This is a genomic window from Pseudoalteromonas sp. PAR1 (assembly GCF_947311895.1).
GTDB classification, from domain to species: domain Bacteria; phylum Pseudomonadota; class Gammaproteobacteria; order Enterobacterales; family Alteromonadaceae; genus Pseudoalteromonas; species Pseudoalteromonas lipolytica_C.
Genome location: NZ_CAMZMY010000017.1, coordinates 94,459 through 112,302, shown reverse-complemented (window position 1 = coordinate 112,302; position 17,844 = coordinate 94,459). Strand labels below are relative to the sequence as shown.

The window sequence follows — 17,844 nt, the reverse complement described above, 5'->3', positions numbered from 1 at the left end:
AAATCAATCGCAATAACGTTAAGATTCACCATGTATGGATTCCTTTTGTAAAAGTTTTGTCGCTTATTACGTTACCCCCCTGTGGGAGGGGAGTCCATACATCTCTGTGGTTCAAATTATTTTCACAAAGAGAAGTTAATGAGAAGATAAAGAGGAAGTGAAAACACCTCCTCCATAATTGTAATATTTTTGCTATTTCGAACTACTAACAACTCGCTCGCATATCTCGCGCATTTGTTGTTTTATTTTAGGTTCTTTTTCTTCAAACAGCTTATTAATGCAATCGATATAGGCTTGGTTCTCTTCAAACGGTACGCCTATTTCGTAAGCGTCTGCTGCTTCTCTAAGCATCTCTTTATCAAATTCACTGAAGATATCGACCATTTCTTGGGCTTTTTCTCGCTCAATACCAAGCGCTTCAAAAGCAGAACGGCCCATCCGCATAGTGCTGTCGTACGTTTCGCGAATAATATCGCGACAACCGTATGTCCATAATTCATACACATGGTGACGGTCTACTGCACGGGCAACAACATGTAAATGCGGGTAATTTTGCATAGCATAACGCACGAGTTTAGTTATTTGCTCGGCATCATCAAGTGCTACAACTAGTAATTTTGCATCCTCAATGCCAGCTGCACTGAGTAAATCTGGACGAGTTGCATCACCAAAGAAGTTACGAATACCAACATGTTCAAGTGCTTCAAGTTGTTTATAATTATAATCAATTACGGTGGTGTTATATCCACCTGCTTGCAAAATACGGTCAACAAGGCCACCCATTCTGCCTGAGCCTGCAATGATCACATGGCTATCATCAGGAAACTCTTCTTCATCTCGCTTGGCTTGCTCACAAATAAAGCGAGGCGCTATCACACGTTGATACAGAATAAATAAGCCCGGTGAGAGCAGCATTGATAAGGTCACAACTAGTAATAACTGGTCGGCAAGGGCTGCTGCCAATACATTGTTAGACACACTGTAAGCAAGTAATACAAAACCAAATTCACCAGCTTGCGCAAGCCCCAGCGCTAGTAACCAAAGTGATGCGCCCCTAAGCCCAAAAATACGGCCTAAAATTAACAACACAGCTGTTTTAGTTACAATCAGTGCCCCAGTTAATAGCACAATAGTAGCGAGGTTATCAGCGAGTAATTGAAAATTGATGCTCGCACCAACGGTAATAAAAAATAGACCTAGTAATAGCCCTTTAAAGGGATCGATATTGCTTTCGAGTTCGTGTTTATAAGGTGAATTTGCAAGCACAACACCTGCCAAAAAAGTGCCAAGCGCAGGTGATAAGCCAACCAATGACATCATCAAAGCGATACCAATAACAAAGAATAAAGCCGTTGCGGTTAAGTAGTTACCACCAAAGATCACTAGTGCAATCATACCCAAGGTTACCAGCGCAGCTTGCCAGCCCTCAAGATTTGCCACTAAACTTAAACCAGCATGCGCGTCTTCGCTTGCATGGGCTGTATCTGCAATTGCGGGCGCTAATTCTGGTAAAGCAAGCAATGGAATAAACGCAAGCATAGGAATAACGGCTATGTCTTGAGTGAGTAATACGCTAAATGAGGCTTGGCCACCATCTGACTTTAACAGCCCGCGCTCTGAAAGCGTTTGCAGCACAATCGCGGTAGATGAAAGCGATAATATTAAGCCTATTGTAAGAGCTGTTTGCCAAGCATGGCCAAACGCTAAGCCTATACCTGTAAAAGCGGCAGCAGATAAAATCACTTGCCCACCACCTAGACCAATAAGCTGTTTTCGCATTGACCAAAGTGCTTTGGGTTCAAGCTCTAAACCAACAATAAATAGCATCATTACCACACCAAACTCAGCAAAATGCTGGATGGCAATCACATCAACATTTAAAAATGTCAGTGTTGGCCCAATAACAATACCTGCGAGTAAGTAGCCAAGCACAGAGCCAAGCCCTAATTTACTTGCAATAGGCACGGCAATAATGCCGGCCAGAAGAAAAATGTAGGCGATTAAGAGAAAGTCAGTCATCGTAATCCTGTTTTTTTAATTAACTATGGTTGTTTTTGCTAGTTTTGCCAGCAGTTAGGTAGTGAATGCAATCAAAATGCGAATTTAGTCTATAAAATGACAACAAGGCATGATGTTTAGTAAAAGTGCTTAAGACAAAGTGAGGGGTAAAAAATCATTGTTTTTTCTTAAAAATCGCTTGCGTAGAGTTTGGCTAGGTATATACTCGCAACACATTTAATAGGAGCAAAAAATGAGCAAAAAGAAACAACGCACACAAGGCCAAGTTGATACTGGTCGCGGTGTAATTAACGACAATGTGTACGCCGCAATGGTGACATCTAAGCTGTTTACAGCAAAAGTAGAGAAACCAAAAAAAGGTAAAGGTGCTTATCAACGTAAGGCAAAACATGCAGGACGAGAGTCCTATTTAATCGCTGCTTAATTAAGTTGTGATCAAATAGGATTTTTGTGAAAAGCAAACACTCAGTGTTTGCTTTTTTTTACCTAAAATTCGCGTTAAGAATAATATTAAGTCAATTTTTTTAGAAATTTTTATCTAAAAACTAATTTATTCGTTATATACCTAAAATAGATACTTCAATTATTTTTGTTTTTCCTCACACAAGCTTTGCTTGTTTTTCATACAATCCAGATGTGCTGCACTTCCTGTGGTTAATTTATTGTTAATTTTATGTTCACTTTTGCCTTGTAGAATCAGTTTGTTTTTTGCTGTTTGATATAAATAATTAATTCTTTTTTAGTGTTTTTCATTAAATTATACATAAAAAATAACTGGTAATTTACCGTTTATGGGTAATTTTGAGCTTGACGTGATAGTGCTTTGTGTTACTTTAAAGTTGGATTTGTAAAATAAATGTTATCAAAACTTTGGGCGGAGGGAGCGAATGAGCTCGCATAAATTAATAAAAAATGCCTTTAAACTGAGTGCGCTGTCGCTAGGTTTATACGGCTTTACAGCAAAGGCTGCGATTGATTGCAGCAACTTAGAAGTGTGGCAACAAGGGCAAACTCATGTTGGTGGTGATCAGGTTCAAGCACAAGGTAGCGCTTATGAAGCGAAGTGGTGGACGCAAACCAATCCTGTGGAGACCTCTGGTGTCGATCAAGAGTGGCGTTTATTGGGCGCTTGTGACAGCGTTGTCAGCGAAAATCAAGCACCTCAAATTAGCAGCTTAACACCAGTAGAAGGTTCTTTATTTACTAGAGGTGACAGCGTTGTCATAAATGCGGTCGCAACGGATGATTTAGGGCTAACCTCTACAGCGGTTGCACATTCAGTGAGTGTGTCTGATGACGTAGAGCCGGTTAACCAAGCGCCCGTGGCGAGCATTGAATTTAGCTCACTACCATCACAAGTAACGGTGGGTGACAGTGTGGTGTTTGCGCTTTCTGGCACTGATAGCGATGGCCAAGTAACTGCGTTATCGTTAACTGAAAACAGCACTGAAGTTCATCAAGCCAGTGCTGCTTCTTCAAGTTATACGTGGCAGGCTCCAGCACTTGGACAATTTTCATTTACCTTAACGGTGACCGATAACGAAGGCGCGACGGGTACACAAAGCAAAGTTGTGAATGTTGTTGAAGCAACCGAACCTGGCAGCGATTGTAAACCGCAAGGCTTATACCAAACACCGGGTGTGAATACCCCATACTGTAGCGTGTATGATGAAAATGGCCGTGAGAAAATGGGCGCCGATCATCCACGTCGAGTTATTGGTTATTTTACGAGTTGGCGAAATGGTGCAAATGGTCAGCCAAGCTACTTAGTGAATGATATTCCTTGGGACAAGATCACCCATATCAACTATGCCTTTGCGCATGTTGATGGTAATAACAAGGTCTCGATTGGTGATCCAAATGCAGTTGGCAACCCTGCGACAAACATGACTTGGCCGGGCGTTACAGGCGCTGAAATGGATCCAAGCTTTAGTTACACAGGTCATTTTAACTTACTCAATAAATTTAAAAAACAACACCCAGATGTAAAAACCTTAATCTCTGTAGGTGGTTGGGCTGAAACTGGCGGTTATTTTGGTGAAGACGGTACTCGCGTAAACAGCGGTGGTTTCTACACGATGACAACCAATGCCGATGGCTCCGTGAATCAAGCGGGAATTGATGCCTTTGCGAAAAGTGCCGTTGAATTTATCGAAACCTACGGCTTTGATGGTGTCGATATTGATTACGAATACCCATCGTCAATGAATGACTCAGGCCACCCTGATGATTTTCCTATCTCTAATGCGCGTCGTGCAGGTCTTAATGCCTCGTATCGCGTATTGATGCAAAAACTTCGTGAAGAACTTGATATTGCAGGTGAAAAGGCAGGTAAGCATTACTTGTTAACGATTGCTTCGCCATCTTCAGGTTACTTATTACGTGGCATGGAAACATTCCAAAGCGTGAAGTATCTCGACTACGTTAACATTATGTCTTATGACTTACATGGTGCATGGAATTCACATGTAGGCCACAACGCAGCCTTGTTTGATACTGGCCTTGATTCTGAATTAGCGCAATGGGGCGTTTATACCACCGCTGAGTTTGAAGGTATTGGCTACTTAAATACGGATTGGGCTGTGCGTTACTTCCGCGGCGCGGTTTCTGCGGGTCGAATCAATATTGGTATTCCATATTACACCCGTGGCTTTAAAGATGTGTCGGGTGGTACTAATGGTTTATGGGGCCAAGCAGCGCTACCCGATCAATCAAAATGTGCGAAAGGGACTGGCGTTGGTGAGAAAAACCAATGCGGTAATGGTGCACTTGGCATAGATAACCTATGGCACGATAAGAACGATGTGGGTGAAGAAATGCCAGCTGGTTCAAACCCGCTATGGCATGCGAAAAACCTCGAAAATGGTATTAATCCATCTTACCTTGAAATCTATGGTCTAACGCCAGAAACCGATGCAGACGATGTATTAACAGGTACTTACACACGTTTCTATGATGATGTAGCGGTTGCTCCATGGCTTTGGAATGCAGAGAAAAAGGTTTTCTTATCAATTGAAGATGAGCAATCAATGGCAACCAAAGTTGATTATGTTATCAACAATGGCCTTGGCGGCATCATGTTCTGGGAGCTTGCCGGTGACTATGATTATGACTCAGCGAAAGGTGAGTACTTCATGGGCTCAAGCTTAACCACACTTGCTTACGATAAATTTAACCAAAGTGGTGTGGCTTATAACACTCATCAAGGTAATGTTGATTTTACCATTCCAAGCGAAGCGGTTGACGTAAGCTTTACGGTGAAAGACTTCCCAATTGGTGATGATAACTACCCAATTTCACCTACATTCGCATTCACCAATAACTCAGGTATCGACTTAAGCGGCGCGAAAATCAGCTTTGATGTGCCCGTTTCTACCTCGGCAATTTTCAAATCAAATTGGAATGCACAAGAAAAGCTCGGCATGGCTGTTGAAGCGAATGGTTCTAATGCGGCTGGCGATAATATCGGTGGCTTTGAAAATGAGTTCCATCGTTTTTCAATCACCTTAGTGAATGAGTGGGGCGGTATCGAAAAGTCATTTAACACTGGTGAAACCGTTGAGGCGCAAGTTATGTACTACATGCCAATTACGGGGCCATCTAACTTCACGATTGAGAAAAATGGCAAAACTTACGCCTTCAAATACGAATACCCAATGCTACCAGATGGCACCGCAGGCAGTGGTGATACTGGCGGTGACACCGGTGGTGATACGGGTGGCGAGGGAAGCTGTAATGGTGTTGATGTAGCAAGCATCCCTGTGTATCCAAATTGGCCGCAAACGGATTGGGCTGGTAATCCAAGCCATGCTGTTGGCGGCGACCTAATGAATCACAACAACGTGATTTACGAAGCAAAGTGGTGGACGAGCACAGAGCCAGGCACATCGGCTGACTGGACGGTGAGTTGCACGCTTTAACCAACTAAGCGGAGCAAGCACTTTGCTCCGCATTTCTACAGCGAGAACAACAATGAAAGTAATGAAATCAAAGGCATTGTCTCTAACGGCAGTGGCAACCAGCATGCTGCTTGCCTGTGCATCAAGCCATGTGAATGCCCACGGATTCTTAGAAAGCCCAAAGGCACGCCAAGCATTTTGTAATGCTGATGGCGGGTACTGGTGGCCTGCTGATGGCACGGGGATCCCTAACCTTGCTTGTCGAGCAGCATTTGTTGAAGCAGGGCATGTACAGTTTGTGCAAGACATTGAATTTTCAGCTAATACCATTGAATACACAAACCTTGATGCAGTAAAACAAAGTGTACCTGATGGCCGATTATGTGCCGCAGGCGACCCAGAAAAACGCGGTATGGATTTACCTTCAGCGCATTGGCAACGCAGTGAGGTTATTCCTAATGCAAATGGTGATATTTTAGTGCGCTTTTTAGCGAGTACGCCGCATAACCCAAGTTTCTGGCAGTTTTATTTAACAAAACCGGGCTTTGATAGTGCGACTCAAGTGCTTACGTGGGATGATCTAGAGCTTGTTGAAGAGTACGGCAATGTTGATTTTAGCATTGACGCTAACAACGACCGTTACTATGAAATGAGCGTATCGATTCCACAAGGACGCAGTGGCGATGCCATTTTATACACGCGCTGGCAACGAGATGATGCCGGTGGCGAAGGCTTCTACAACTGTAGCGATATTAATATTGTCAACGATGCGACCCCGACAGAGCCAACCGATTGGACAGCAATCAGCTACTTTGTTCGTCAAGGACAAAACGGCGAGGTTGGCGGTAGTGTGTCAGCGCGGTTATTTGATGAAAATGGTCAAGAGTTACTTACTCAACAAATGCAGATCACAACTGATAATCAAGCTAATTGGCAGGCTGAATTTGCAGCGCTGTTAAACCTTAATTACGCGCACTTAGTTAATATTGGCGTGCAAAATAGCGCTGGAGATATTGCCTTTGATGCTACAGATTTATTGATAAATCAAGTCTTTACAACGAATACAAATTACAGCTTTGCATTAAGCGTACAAGCTGCACCTGACAATACCGCGCCGATTATTCATCAACCAGATGACCTTCAAGTCGAAGAAGGCAGCAGCACCGCGATACACCTGCACGCCTTTGATGATCAACAAAGCACATTAACTTATAGCTGGGATATTCCTGCACCACTGAGCTTTACGGGCAGCGATGCCAACATCACGCTAACTGCCCCTGCTGTGGATGCTGATGCAAGTTACACCGTGAGTGTATCGGTGTCAGATGGCGAGCTCACAAGCCAAGTAAGTTTTACCGTGACTGTACTTAATAGCACTGTAATCGACCCTGACCCTGTTGATCCGAGCGTGCCTGTTTGGAATAGCACAAGCCAATACAACACGGGCGATAAAGTGAGTTTTAACGGCGGAATCTACAGTGCGAAATGGTGGAACCAAGGCGCACAACCAGACAGTAGTGATGCATGGCAGCTTGAATCTGGCAGTGCATCAATCGAGTGGAAAAGCGGCAAAGCCTATCAAGGCGGCGACGAAGTAACCTATCAAGGACAGCGCTATCGAGCGCAGTGGTGGACCCAAGGAGATGTACCGGGTGCCAGCCAAGTATGGACAGAAATCTAAAGTTTTGTAGTTCAAACTTTATCAATAACAGCGTAACGCTATATAAAAACAGATAAGAGAGAATCATGAATATAAAACAATTAACTGCAGCCATTGGTGTTGCACTCTTTGCAAGTGCAGCGAATGCAGCACCTTCAACACCAACCATTATTTGGGAGCCACAAGAATACTCATTTGTTGAGGTTGATCTTGAGGGTACAGGTTCATATAAGAGCTTGGTGAACCGTGTAGATGAAGTCACCATCAGCATTGAATGGAACGCATGGAGTGGGGATGGCGGCGACAGCTACAAAGTGTATTTCGATGATATGCTGGTTAATGAAGGGTCACTTGCAGCAGGCACCAAAAGTGGTGTTATTAGCTTCCCGTATGATAAAGCCGGTCGTCACACATTATATTTAGAACTATGTGAAGGCGGTACTACCTGTGCTCGCAGTGAAGGTAAGCCAATTGTTATTGCCGATACAGATGGCGGTCACTTAGCGCCATTACCGATGGATTATGATCCAAACAACCAAGATATTGGCACCAAAGACGGTCTTGTAACCGGTGCCTACTTTGTTGAGTGGGGTATTTATGGCCGTGACTATGATGTAACCAATATTCCAGCGCAAAACCTCAGTCATATCTTGTATGGATTTATTCCAATTTGTGGACCTAATGACTCGTTAACAGGTGGGCCTAAAAACGCGCTAAATACTGCCTGTGCAGGCTCGCAAGATTTTGAAGTGGTGATCCACGACCCATGGGCTGCGATTCAAAAAGCGCTACCAGGTGTTGATAGTAATGACCCAATTCGTGGTACGTATTCGCAGTTAATGGCGTTAAAGCAGCGTTATCCTGATCTGAAAATTTTACCATCAGTAGGTGGTTGGACTTTATCAGATCCATTTGCTTACTTTACCGATAAAGCCAATCGCGACACGTTTGTGGCATCAATGGAAGAGTTTTTAAGAACGTGGAAGTTCTACGACGGTGTTGATATTGACTGGGAATACCCGGGTGGTCAGGGTGCTAATCCAAACTTAGGCGACCCAGTTGCTGACGGCCCAGCATACGTAGCGCTAATGCAAGAGCTGCGCGCGATGCTTGATAAGCTTGAAGCCGAGACAGGCCGTGAGTATGAGTTAACATCAGCGATTGGTGCAGGTTACGACAAAATTGAAGATGTCGACTACTCACAAGCTCAACAATATATGGATTACATTTTCTTAATGAGCTACGACTATTATGGTGCATGGAGTAATGTAACGGGCCATCAGGCTGCGCTTTATTGTTCATCGCATTTCCGTGTTGGTCAGTGTGATGGCACAGGTGTTGATGAAGAAGGCGTTCCATATAAAGGCCCTGCTTACACAACCGATAACGCAGTGCAAAATCTACTTGCGCAAAACGTACCGTCGAAGAAAATCGTGGTAGGTACTGCTATGTATGGTCGTGGCTGGGAAGGTGTTTATCCAGAAAACGCGACTATCGCTGATAACCCAATGACAGCCCCCGGTAATGGCAAGCTAAAAGGCACTACAGCGCAAGGTGTATGGGAAGACGGTGTTATCGATTATAAAGGCATTAAAACCTACATGCTGGGCGCTGCAGAAAATGGCATCAACGGCTTTGAAACTGGTTATGACGAACAAGCCGAAGCCGCTTATGTATGGAACCGTAGTAACGGTAAATTAATTACATACGATAACCGTCGATCAGTTTTAGCAAAAGGTGCTTATGTTAATCAATATAACCTAGGCGGCCTGTTTGCATGGGAAATTGACGCAGATAATGGTGATATCCTTAACGCCATGCACGAAGCACTTGGCGGCACAGTCACTGAGCCTAGCAATAGAGCGCCCGTGCTATCTGTATCAAGCATCGTATCTGTTAATGCGGGCGAAAGTGTATCTGTTAGTGCATCGGCAACTGATGCGGATAACGATCCGCTAAGCTTTAGCTGGACAGCTGACAGCGCGTTAACAGTAACGGGTGAAAATTCAAATACCCTTGTTATCACAGCGCCATCAGTGACTGCTGATACGCAATACACGGTTGCTGTGACTGTGAGCGATGGCGAGGCAAGTGTAAGCCGTAACGTTACAGTGAATGTTGTAGCACCAACAACAGGCGAGAACCAAGCACCAGTGGTTGCGGCAATTGCAGATAAAACCGTGGCAGAAGAGGCGAGTGTGGCTGTAGCGGTTTCGGCATCTGATGCTGATGGCGATGCGCTTTCATACAGCTGGACAGTGCCAGCAGGCTTAACGTTAGTGGGCTCAGGAGCTGATGTGAGTTTACAAGCGGGCAGCGTTGATGCTGATACTAGTTATGTTGTATCGGTTTCGGTAAGTGATGGTCAAACTGCAACAGCAGTGAGCTTTAATGCCACCGTGACAGATTCTGGCACAACAACTCCGCCAGATGGTGAAACCAGCTGGAGTGATACTGCAATCTATGTAGGTGGTGATAAAGTAACGTACAACGGCGTAGAGTACACAGCTAAGTGGTGGACACAAGGTGATCGCCCTGATTTAGGTGGCCCATGGGAAGCAAGTTCACAACCAACCGACGGTAATGGTAATGTTGTGTGGCAAGCGGCGGGTATCTACAACGGTGGCGACCAAGTCACTCACCAAGGCAATAAATACGAAGCGAAATGGTGGACTCAAGGAGACGAGCCAGGTGTCGCGGATGTATGGAAAGCACTTTAAGTGTAATAACCACATTTAATGCCCATCATTAAAATGTGATTTCCCTTCAAAGCAGCCGTATGGCTGCTTTTTTGTGGGTAGCAATTAGCGAGATGCGATAAAAGAGCTAATGACGGGGTGTAAATGTGCTGCTACGAGTTTGCTGCCGGGTTAGAAGAAAAAATACAAAATTATTTATGAACCATATCCTAAGCTAATTCGTAAAATTGTTTATGTAACAACCCATTTAATAAACAGAATAAGTACCATGAAAAAATTTATATATTTAGCCGTTTTATTGCTTATACACACTACCTTTAATAACACAGCATTAGCTCAAGAAGATAAGACAGTTTTAGTTCCCCTTCCATCTATTGATGATTTCACCAAAGGTGAAGATGGCTGGGCATTTGGCTTAGGTGTGGGGTTAGAATATGAATCTGCTTACGAAGGATCTGATGAATTTGGACTGGAGGCACAGCCAGCCGGTGCCGTGCAATGGCGCAGTGGTGATAATATTTATTACTTTGCAGGAGAAGCATTTGGCTGGCGAGGATTACTTAATGATCGATGGCTGCTAGATGCTTTGATTGGATTTGAAGAAGGTCGAGAAGAAAGTGATTCTGACGATGGCAGATTAGATGGCCTTGGTAATCAAGAAGAAGGGTATGAACTAGTTTTACAAGCTCGCCGCTCATTTACCCAAGATTGGCGTTATTGGTTAGTTAGTCGTTTCGTTGCCAATGAAAACGGCAATTTAGCCTTATTTGGTGTTGGACGTCGATTCGGTGAACAAAAGGACGGCACAGGCTCTGAAATCAATCTTGTGTTTGTAGTACACGACAGCGAATACGCCAATAATGGCTTTGGTGTTGATGCTATGCAATCAGCGTCATCAGGCTTAGAAGAAACAAATTTAAGTGGTGGATTGCGCTCGTTTGGTATTGATTATAATTATCGACAAAATCTCAACAGTGATTGGCAAATCTATGGTGAAGCGTTATTCGAGTATTTTAGTAGTGAAGTCAGAGATAGCCCTATAGCACGCAGTGATTACGAAGCTGAAGTGGGCGTTGGGGTTATTTATAAGTTTTAGTTTAACCACATATTTATTAACTGAACTAGGTAAGCCAACAGCTTACCTTGGTAAATGCTAAGCCATATTGCCACCCTCTGAGCGCAATGAAATGACCATTCATTGCGTTCACATATTTTTTTACACTACCTAAGGCTAACTTAAAATCGTAAAAAGTGTAGCTAACTGTTTCGATTAAAAACAACACCTAATTATTAGCAAAATAAACCCCGAAATAGAAACCTTGGTTCGGCTTTGATAAACACAGCTAACACTTTACTAGAAGTGGTTTTATGTCTGCTTCGTGCTCATCGCAGCCTGTCGGATGAAGCCCTTCCTATTCATAGACACAGCAAGAGAGCTTCTGCACTACACCCACGTAGCAGAGGCTTTATACCGCGAAGATTAACGCGATTTGCGAGACAAGAAAAACACATAAAACGCGATATAAAATCGCTACTACATGCTCTAATCTTGAAACTAGTAACTTTCCCTTTCTTATTTTATACACTGGTCTTTCAGGTATTATCAACCATACTTGAATAAAGCGGTCTGTAGGTAGTTAAGCTAAGGTGGGTTGATGGGGTTAAAAGCGCTGTTTTTACTTGTTGTTGCTGTAGTAAGCAACTCGGCTTTTAGCTGCGATAAAACCTTAAAAGTGGGAATTAGTCAGCAGTGGGCGCCGTATACTTTTACGCAAAATGGAAAGCTCACAGGTATTGATATAGATGTGGTTAACTTAGTACTTAAAGAAGCTGGGTTTTGCGCTAAATACGTCATTATGCCTTCGTCAAAACGGGGCTTTGCTGAACTAAAGCATGGCAATGTTGATCTGTTGCCTGCGGCGAGTTATAGCAAAGAACGAGATGCATTTAGTTATTTTTCAGAGCCTTATCGTCTAGAAGTCATGCGGTTATTTTGGTATCCGAAACCATTTTTAGAAAAGCTTGATCTGCAAGGCTTGCTTGAACAACAACAAATTATCTTATCAAACAGCGGTAGTTATTATGGCCCCGAATTTTCACACCTTAGTACTGTGGAAAAATATAAATCGCAGCTGATCACTGTTCCTTCGTTACGTCAGCGCGTTGCTATGCTTAGCGCTAAGCGGGTTGATTTTTTTATTGATGACGAATTAGCAGGGCTTTATTTAATTCAAAATAATCAATACAGTGGTATCGCCCTTCACCCCTATATAATACACAATAACGATGTGTATTTGATGCTGAGTAAAGTAACTTTGGATGCTAATGAAAGGGCTGCGATTAGCCAAGCAATTGTGTCGAATAAGCAAGCGATAAAAGAAATTATCGCTCGCTATGTTACAAATTAACCTAAACGCGTAACACGAAGTTTTATGCGGCCCGCGTTTGCACCATAAAAGCGGTTTAGGTCGTTGGCAAAAGGGCAAAACTCGCCTGATTTTGCAATCCGAATATCGGCACCTTCGGCAATCTCAAACAAGTTTTCGTCGTTGTTGTCTATTGCGCCAATCAGCGCAAACCATTGTGCGTGTGGCAAACGTCTAAATGGTTCAAGCACTGCCATTGGAATTTCTTTCACTCCAAGTTGAATATTGTCGCGATGCCAACCGCCGGGCCCACAGCTGATACCATCGTCATACCAAATTTGTTCTGGGTAGGGAGTGAATCGATAGGTACCACCTTGCTCTAACATTAAGCCTGTATGATTGTACTTTTCGGCGCCATACACAAATACATCTTTACTTTCATCTATGCTAAGTACCGTCATATTTTGTTTATCAAGTGCAATATGTGGGCTTAATCCTGTAAAACTTAAACGAGTTTCATCACTGTAAAGTACATCATAATTAAGGCTCTTTAGTGATTCAGGTCGGTAACTTGTTAAGCGATTGATACGTTCTGCAACCGTGTAATGAATAGTAGGTGGGTGTTCGCTTTGTTCGTTATCAACCAACACGCAACACTCGCGATCTACAAGCTTGAATAACGGATTGAACCAAAAATAATTTTGCTGATGGCTCAGAGCAAGCGGATCTGGGGTTACTGTCACATCATCTTGCGCTATCAAATTGCGATGCTCAGCTGGGAGCAAACTGTTGTAGTTTATTTCTGCGCTTGTCAGTAGATTAAGTGAGACACTTTGTTCAATCAACCACTCAATGGCATAACGTAAGCAAATATCTGCTAATCCATCACGATAATAACCGCCACCTACGTCTGAATGAGCTCCCGCAAACCATATTTCTTCAACATGGGGGGCTTTGTTAATTAATGTTGGCTCAAAAGCACGGCGCTTTTCATCAAGAGCCACGCAATGAAGGGCTGCTTTTATATTGCTTGCTAGCGTGTAGTTTTCAAAAATAACGTGCTCTGCACCGCGGGTTGCTTTAGTTACTTTTGAAAAACCAATTGATGCCACAGTGTCAAATACACAAAGGTATACGTCGTCACTGATCAGTGGTTCAAGGCACTTTGCAAAGCGTCGCGCAAGAGCCGCACCGCGGCTAAAACCGGTTAATAAAACTTTATCACCCACAGCGTAGTAGCTTTTAAAGTCATTCATTGCACGGTTTAAAATGCTGGCAACGTCATCACCTCTAGGAGCTAAGGCTTGGTTAAATAAACGCTTAAAGCGACTACCTTGAGTACCTATACCTTGGTAATAAAAACTAAGCTGGCTCGGGAAGGGGGTCTCAGGTTCACTATTTAGTGCACCGCCAAACAGTAAATGAAGTTTGAGAATATTTGAGATACTGGCGTCTTCTTTGAAGTGTGCGGCACTAAATTGTTCTGCATCACGAGGCTCACTGCCCGTGCCATCAAAGTTGAAAATCAGCGTTTTAGCGTTCATAGCGTCATTCCTTTAGTGGTTTGTCATAACATACAGAGCATTTATTAAAATTAGAAGACAAATTCATAGCGCGATAAAAAAATACGGGCTTTGTTCTGACAAAGCCCGTATTTTTTTATCGTTATTTATTAACTTACTCTCGCTATGGTGTGCCTTTGTAATATGCTGAGTAATACCTCGTAATCTTTTTCGATATCGATTAGCTTATGTTGGATATCTTTAAGGGTATTTCCTTTGCTAGCAGCGAGTACTTCTAACTCTGTAAAATGCTGATGTAATTTAGTGGCGCCAACGTCACCACAGGTGCCTTTTAGGGCATGGCTTATTGTGGCAATACCGTGATAATCTTGCTCTTTAATTACTGTGATTAACTGCGTTATTTTTTCATTAGAACTGTCTAAGAACATCTTACACACTTTATTAAGAAGCACTTCGTTATTCATCAACCGGGCAAGGGCAGCTTCTTTGTTCCAATGAATTTTTTCGTCGGTAATTAGCTCGCTATGTTCTGGTGCTGTGGTAACTTGCGCCTGATTTTCGGGAGCTTTGTTCTTCGGGTGTGGCTGTTTAGGAAACACTGATGATATCCATTTTGCTGTTGTCATGATTAATTTATCAGCACTAATGGGTTTAGTTATGTAGTCGTTCATTCCTGCATTTAGACATTTATTACGTTCACCTAACATTGCATTTGCCGTCATAGCAATAATAGGTATATTAATATGATGCTCTCCTGCAGCTCCATTCCTAATTTCTGTGGCGGCATCATAGCCATTTAATACGGGCATTTGACAGTCCATCAACACACAGTGAAAAGGATCATTTACATCTGTATTTGCCAAAATATCTACAGCTTGTCTACCGTTTGAAGCCACTTCAAAGCGAAGTGAAAGACTTGTCAAAGTACCTTTAGCAACTGCTGCGTTTATCTCGTTATCATCGACTATAAGTATCTTTGCACCTTCGACGCTGGCGTCAATGTGTGTTTGCGCATCGCTATCTCGACGTTTTTGATTTTGCACACTCAGATCTTGTGCAACTCGTTCATCGGCGAGTTTTAGTAAAAACTCAGAAATAAGCACTGGTTTAGATAGTCGTGTGAAAGAGCAAAATCTTGCCTGAGGGGGTGGTTCTGTAGGATTTATTAGCACAACTAATTTAAATGGTAATGAGCTTGAACATTCATTTTCACAATAACTATCTAACTTAGCTAATAGTGGGTTTCCGGGTTCTAAAATAAGGGTTTCGAAAGGCATACTCTTAGTGAGTTCAAAGTCTTCAATGTCAATATTGGATAGTTCTCCGCCATACACGTTTATGAGTTTGGCCATGCTACTTTCGAGCTCTGGGTGCTTAACAAAAAGTGCAAATGTTTTGCCACTTAAACGCTGATTGCTAGGGGATTTTTGAACGTCATTAATTTTTAAGCGAATCGAAAACTCAAATGTACTACCTAGTCCTTCGATTGACTCAAAACTTATTTCGCCATCGAGTAAATTGGCAAGTTGCTTACAGATTGAAAGCCCAAGCCCCGTACCGCCATATTGTGATGCAATGGTGCTATCTGCTTGGGTAAATGCATTAAATAACTTGCTTTGATGTTCGTCAGGAATACCTGAGCCTGAGTCTTTAATAGTACATGTTAATACGGCGGTGTTTGTATCAATGGTACGGGTGTATGCTGAAAACTTAACATACCCAGTTTTGGTAAACTTAATCGCGTTATTAATAAGGTTAGTTAGTACTTGTGAATAGCGATGAGGGTCAGTGACGATAGAATTAAATTCTACATCGGCGATGTCTAATATAAATTCTAAGTTTTTCTCTTGTGCTTTAACGGCCATGCTGCCAGCTAAGCTTTCAAAAAACTTAATAGGATTAAACGCTTTTTTATCAAGGTCTAACTTGCCTGCTTCAATTTTAGATAGATCGAGAATATCGTTTATTAACACGTTGAGGTTATTCACACTTACCTCAGTCATTGCTAAATAATGCCTTTGTTGATTACTAAGTGATTCGCGTTTAATTAAATTCAGAGTACCAATAATACCATTTAATGGTGTACGCATTTCATGGCTGATATTAGAGATAAAGGCGCTTTTAACTTGGCTGGCTTTTTCAAGTTGTGCGGTTCTTTTTGCAACTTTAACTTCGAGCTCATTGTTAGCTTGCTTTATTTTGTTGCTAGCTTCTTTTTCGAGAGTGTTATCTCGAATAATAATTGCTGTGCCGCATTGCTGTTGATGCTCGTTAATAATGGCAGAAAATGAGACTGTTAAGTGACAGCTAGTCTGTGACTGAGGTGTAAAATCAATGTCAATTTCATATCGCTTGCGACTATCTCTTAACTCGGTACATACCTTTTGTATATCGATATTTGGCAAAAGTTTAAGTGTATTAATGTCGGTGCCGAGTACTTGCTCTCGTTGAAAGCTAAATAAATTTGTTGCTGCTTTATTCCAGCTGGTAACAACCCCTTTGTTGTTTATGCTAATGATTGCATCTTTAGAGCCACTAATTATAGCGGATGATACGGCTCTTGCCTGAGCAAGCTCTTGATTGCGCTTGAGGTTTCGATAAAAAAACACCAACATAAAAAGCAAAAATAGTGAAACACCAAGAAAGAAAACATACGTACTGATCCGTCGCTCGAGGCGGATTTTTGCAATGTCGTCATGGGAGAGTAAGATATGAGATGTTATAAAGCCTGATTCAGTATCACCTGAAAGTGGGATTCTGCGACTGAGCACTTCACTCTTTTTATTATTATCATAGGTAGCGTTAATACTCACTAAGCCACCGAGGTTTTCAGTATTAGTTTGATAAGTGGTATCCCAGCGATTCGAAGGTGCAAGATCTCGGCTAAAGTTAAAACGTTGATCTGGATGTATAAGAAAGTAACCCTCATTATCAGTGAGAATTAAGCTCAGAGGAGTTTGAACAAGCTCAGACAGAGAGTTAAACAGAATTTGGGTATTTACATTGGCTATAATAAAACCAAAACGTTGCATGTTTTCATCAAAAATAGGTAAAGCAAGTCGCAACATTGGTTTGTATGGAAACTCAAGCTTACCGTATTCACGGTTTAAGGTAATGGCAGATAGGTACATATCACCCAAAGAAAGCTGCGCACTTTGCTGATAGTAATCACGACTACTTTTATTCTGTAGTTGGTTGATCGCTTTTACGACGATGCCACCGGCTGCTCTATCAACACGAATCAATTCTTGGCCGGCATCTTGAGTACTGATAACCCGTAATTGCTCAAACTCAGAGTTTGCCTGTATGAAAGCAACAAAGATTGTTTCAAGTCGTTTTCTCCATTGTGCAGTTGTCGTGTTGTCGAGGGGGTCATTGCCATTATTTGCCGCTGCTCGTGCGAGTCCTGCAATAGGCGGTGTGGAGTATAGAAAATGTAAGTCATTTTTGTATTTACTGATATTTTCTTGGACTTGAAGGTTCACTGTACTACTTGAATCCTCAAGACGTGATTTAATCGAAGTAGTTAGCTCTTTTTCTAATTGTTGTTCAAATACAAAAATAGCTAAACACAACACCGTCATAATAAATAAAAAAGCCCAATAAAATTGATGACGACTTTCTGAATATTGATGAGAAGTTTTACGCACAAAGTTGTATGACATCATCTTAATCTTA

9 protein-coding genes are annotated in these 17,844 nt (G+C 42.3%); 6 read left to right on the top strand and 3 right to left on the bottom strand.

The window, feature by feature from the left end; translation table 11 throughout:
• Positions 1-192: 192 nt before the first annotated feature.
• Complete coding sequence (locus QL229_RS14670; protein WP_281547115.1) at positions 193-2,019, bottom strand: cation:proton antiporter; 1,827 nt, start codon at positions 2,017-2,019, stop codon at positions 193-195.
• 232 nt (positions 2,020-2,251) lie between these two features.
• On the opposite strand from QL229_RS14670, the gene arfA reads away from it, so the two are divergent.
• The 6 genes from arfA (at position 2,252) to QL229_RS14640 (ending at position 12,685) form a co-directional block, all read left to right on the top strand.
• Complete coding sequence (gene arfA / locus QL229_RS14665; protein ID WP_054563243.1) at positions 2,252-2,443, top strand: alternative ribosome rescue factor ArfA; 192 nt, start codon at positions 2,252-2,254, stop codon at positions 2,441-2,443.
• A 463-nt stretch (positions 2,444-2,906) separates the two neighbouring features.
• Positions 2,907-5,939, top strand: a complete 3,033-nt coding sequence (locus QL229_RS14660; protein WP_281547114.1) for a glycosyl hydrolase family 18 protein — start codon at positions 2,907-2,909, stop codon at positions 5,937-5,939.
• 52 nt (positions 5,940-5,991) lie between these two features.
• Positions 5,992-7,599, top strand: coding sequence for a lytic polysaccharide monooxygenase (locus QL229_RS14655; RefSeq protein ID WP_281547113.1), 1,608 nt, complete (start codon positions 5,992-5,994; stop codon positions 7,597-7,599).
• Positions 7,600-7,664: 65 nt separating this feature from the next.
• Positions 7,665-10,298: a glycosyl hydrolase family 18 protein gene (locus QL229_RS14650; RefSeq protein ID WP_281547112.1), complete on the top strand. Its 2,634-nt coding sequence runs from the start codon at positions 7,665-7,667 to the stop codon at positions 10,296-10,298.
• Between the two features lie 247 nt (positions 10,299-10,545).
• Positions 10,546-11,373: a MipA/OmpV family protein gene (locus tag QL229_RS14645; protein ID WP_281547111.1), complete on the top strand. Its 828-nt coding sequence runs from the start codon at positions 10,546-10,548 to the stop codon at positions 11,371-11,373.
• 559 nt (positions 11,374-11,932) lie between these two features.
• A complete protein-coding gene (locus tag QL229_RS14640) occupies positions 11,933-12,685 on the top strand; it encodes a transporter substrate-binding domain-containing protein (protein ID WP_281547110.1) in 753 nt (250 codons plus the stop codon).
• On the opposite strand, the gene QL229_RS14635 is transcribed toward QL229_RS14640, so the two are convergent.
• Together QL229_RS14635 and QL229_RS14630 are read right to left on the bottom strand one after the other, a co-directional pair.
• A complete protein-coding gene (locus QL229_RS14635; protein ID WP_199527463.1) occupies positions 12,682-14,187 on the bottom strand; it encodes a DUF2235 domain-containing protein in 1,506 nt (501 codons plus the stop codon). The two genes, QL229_RS14640 and QL229_RS14635, sit on opposite strands and share 4 nt — an antisense overlap.
• Before the next feature lie 128 nt (positions 14,188-14,315).
• Complete coding sequence (locus tag QL229_RS14630; protein WP_281547109.1) at positions 14,316-17,834, bottom strand: ATP-binding protein; 3,519 nt, start codon at positions 17,832-17,834, stop codon at positions 14,316-14,318.
• Positions 17,835-17,844: the final 10 nt, after the last annotated feature.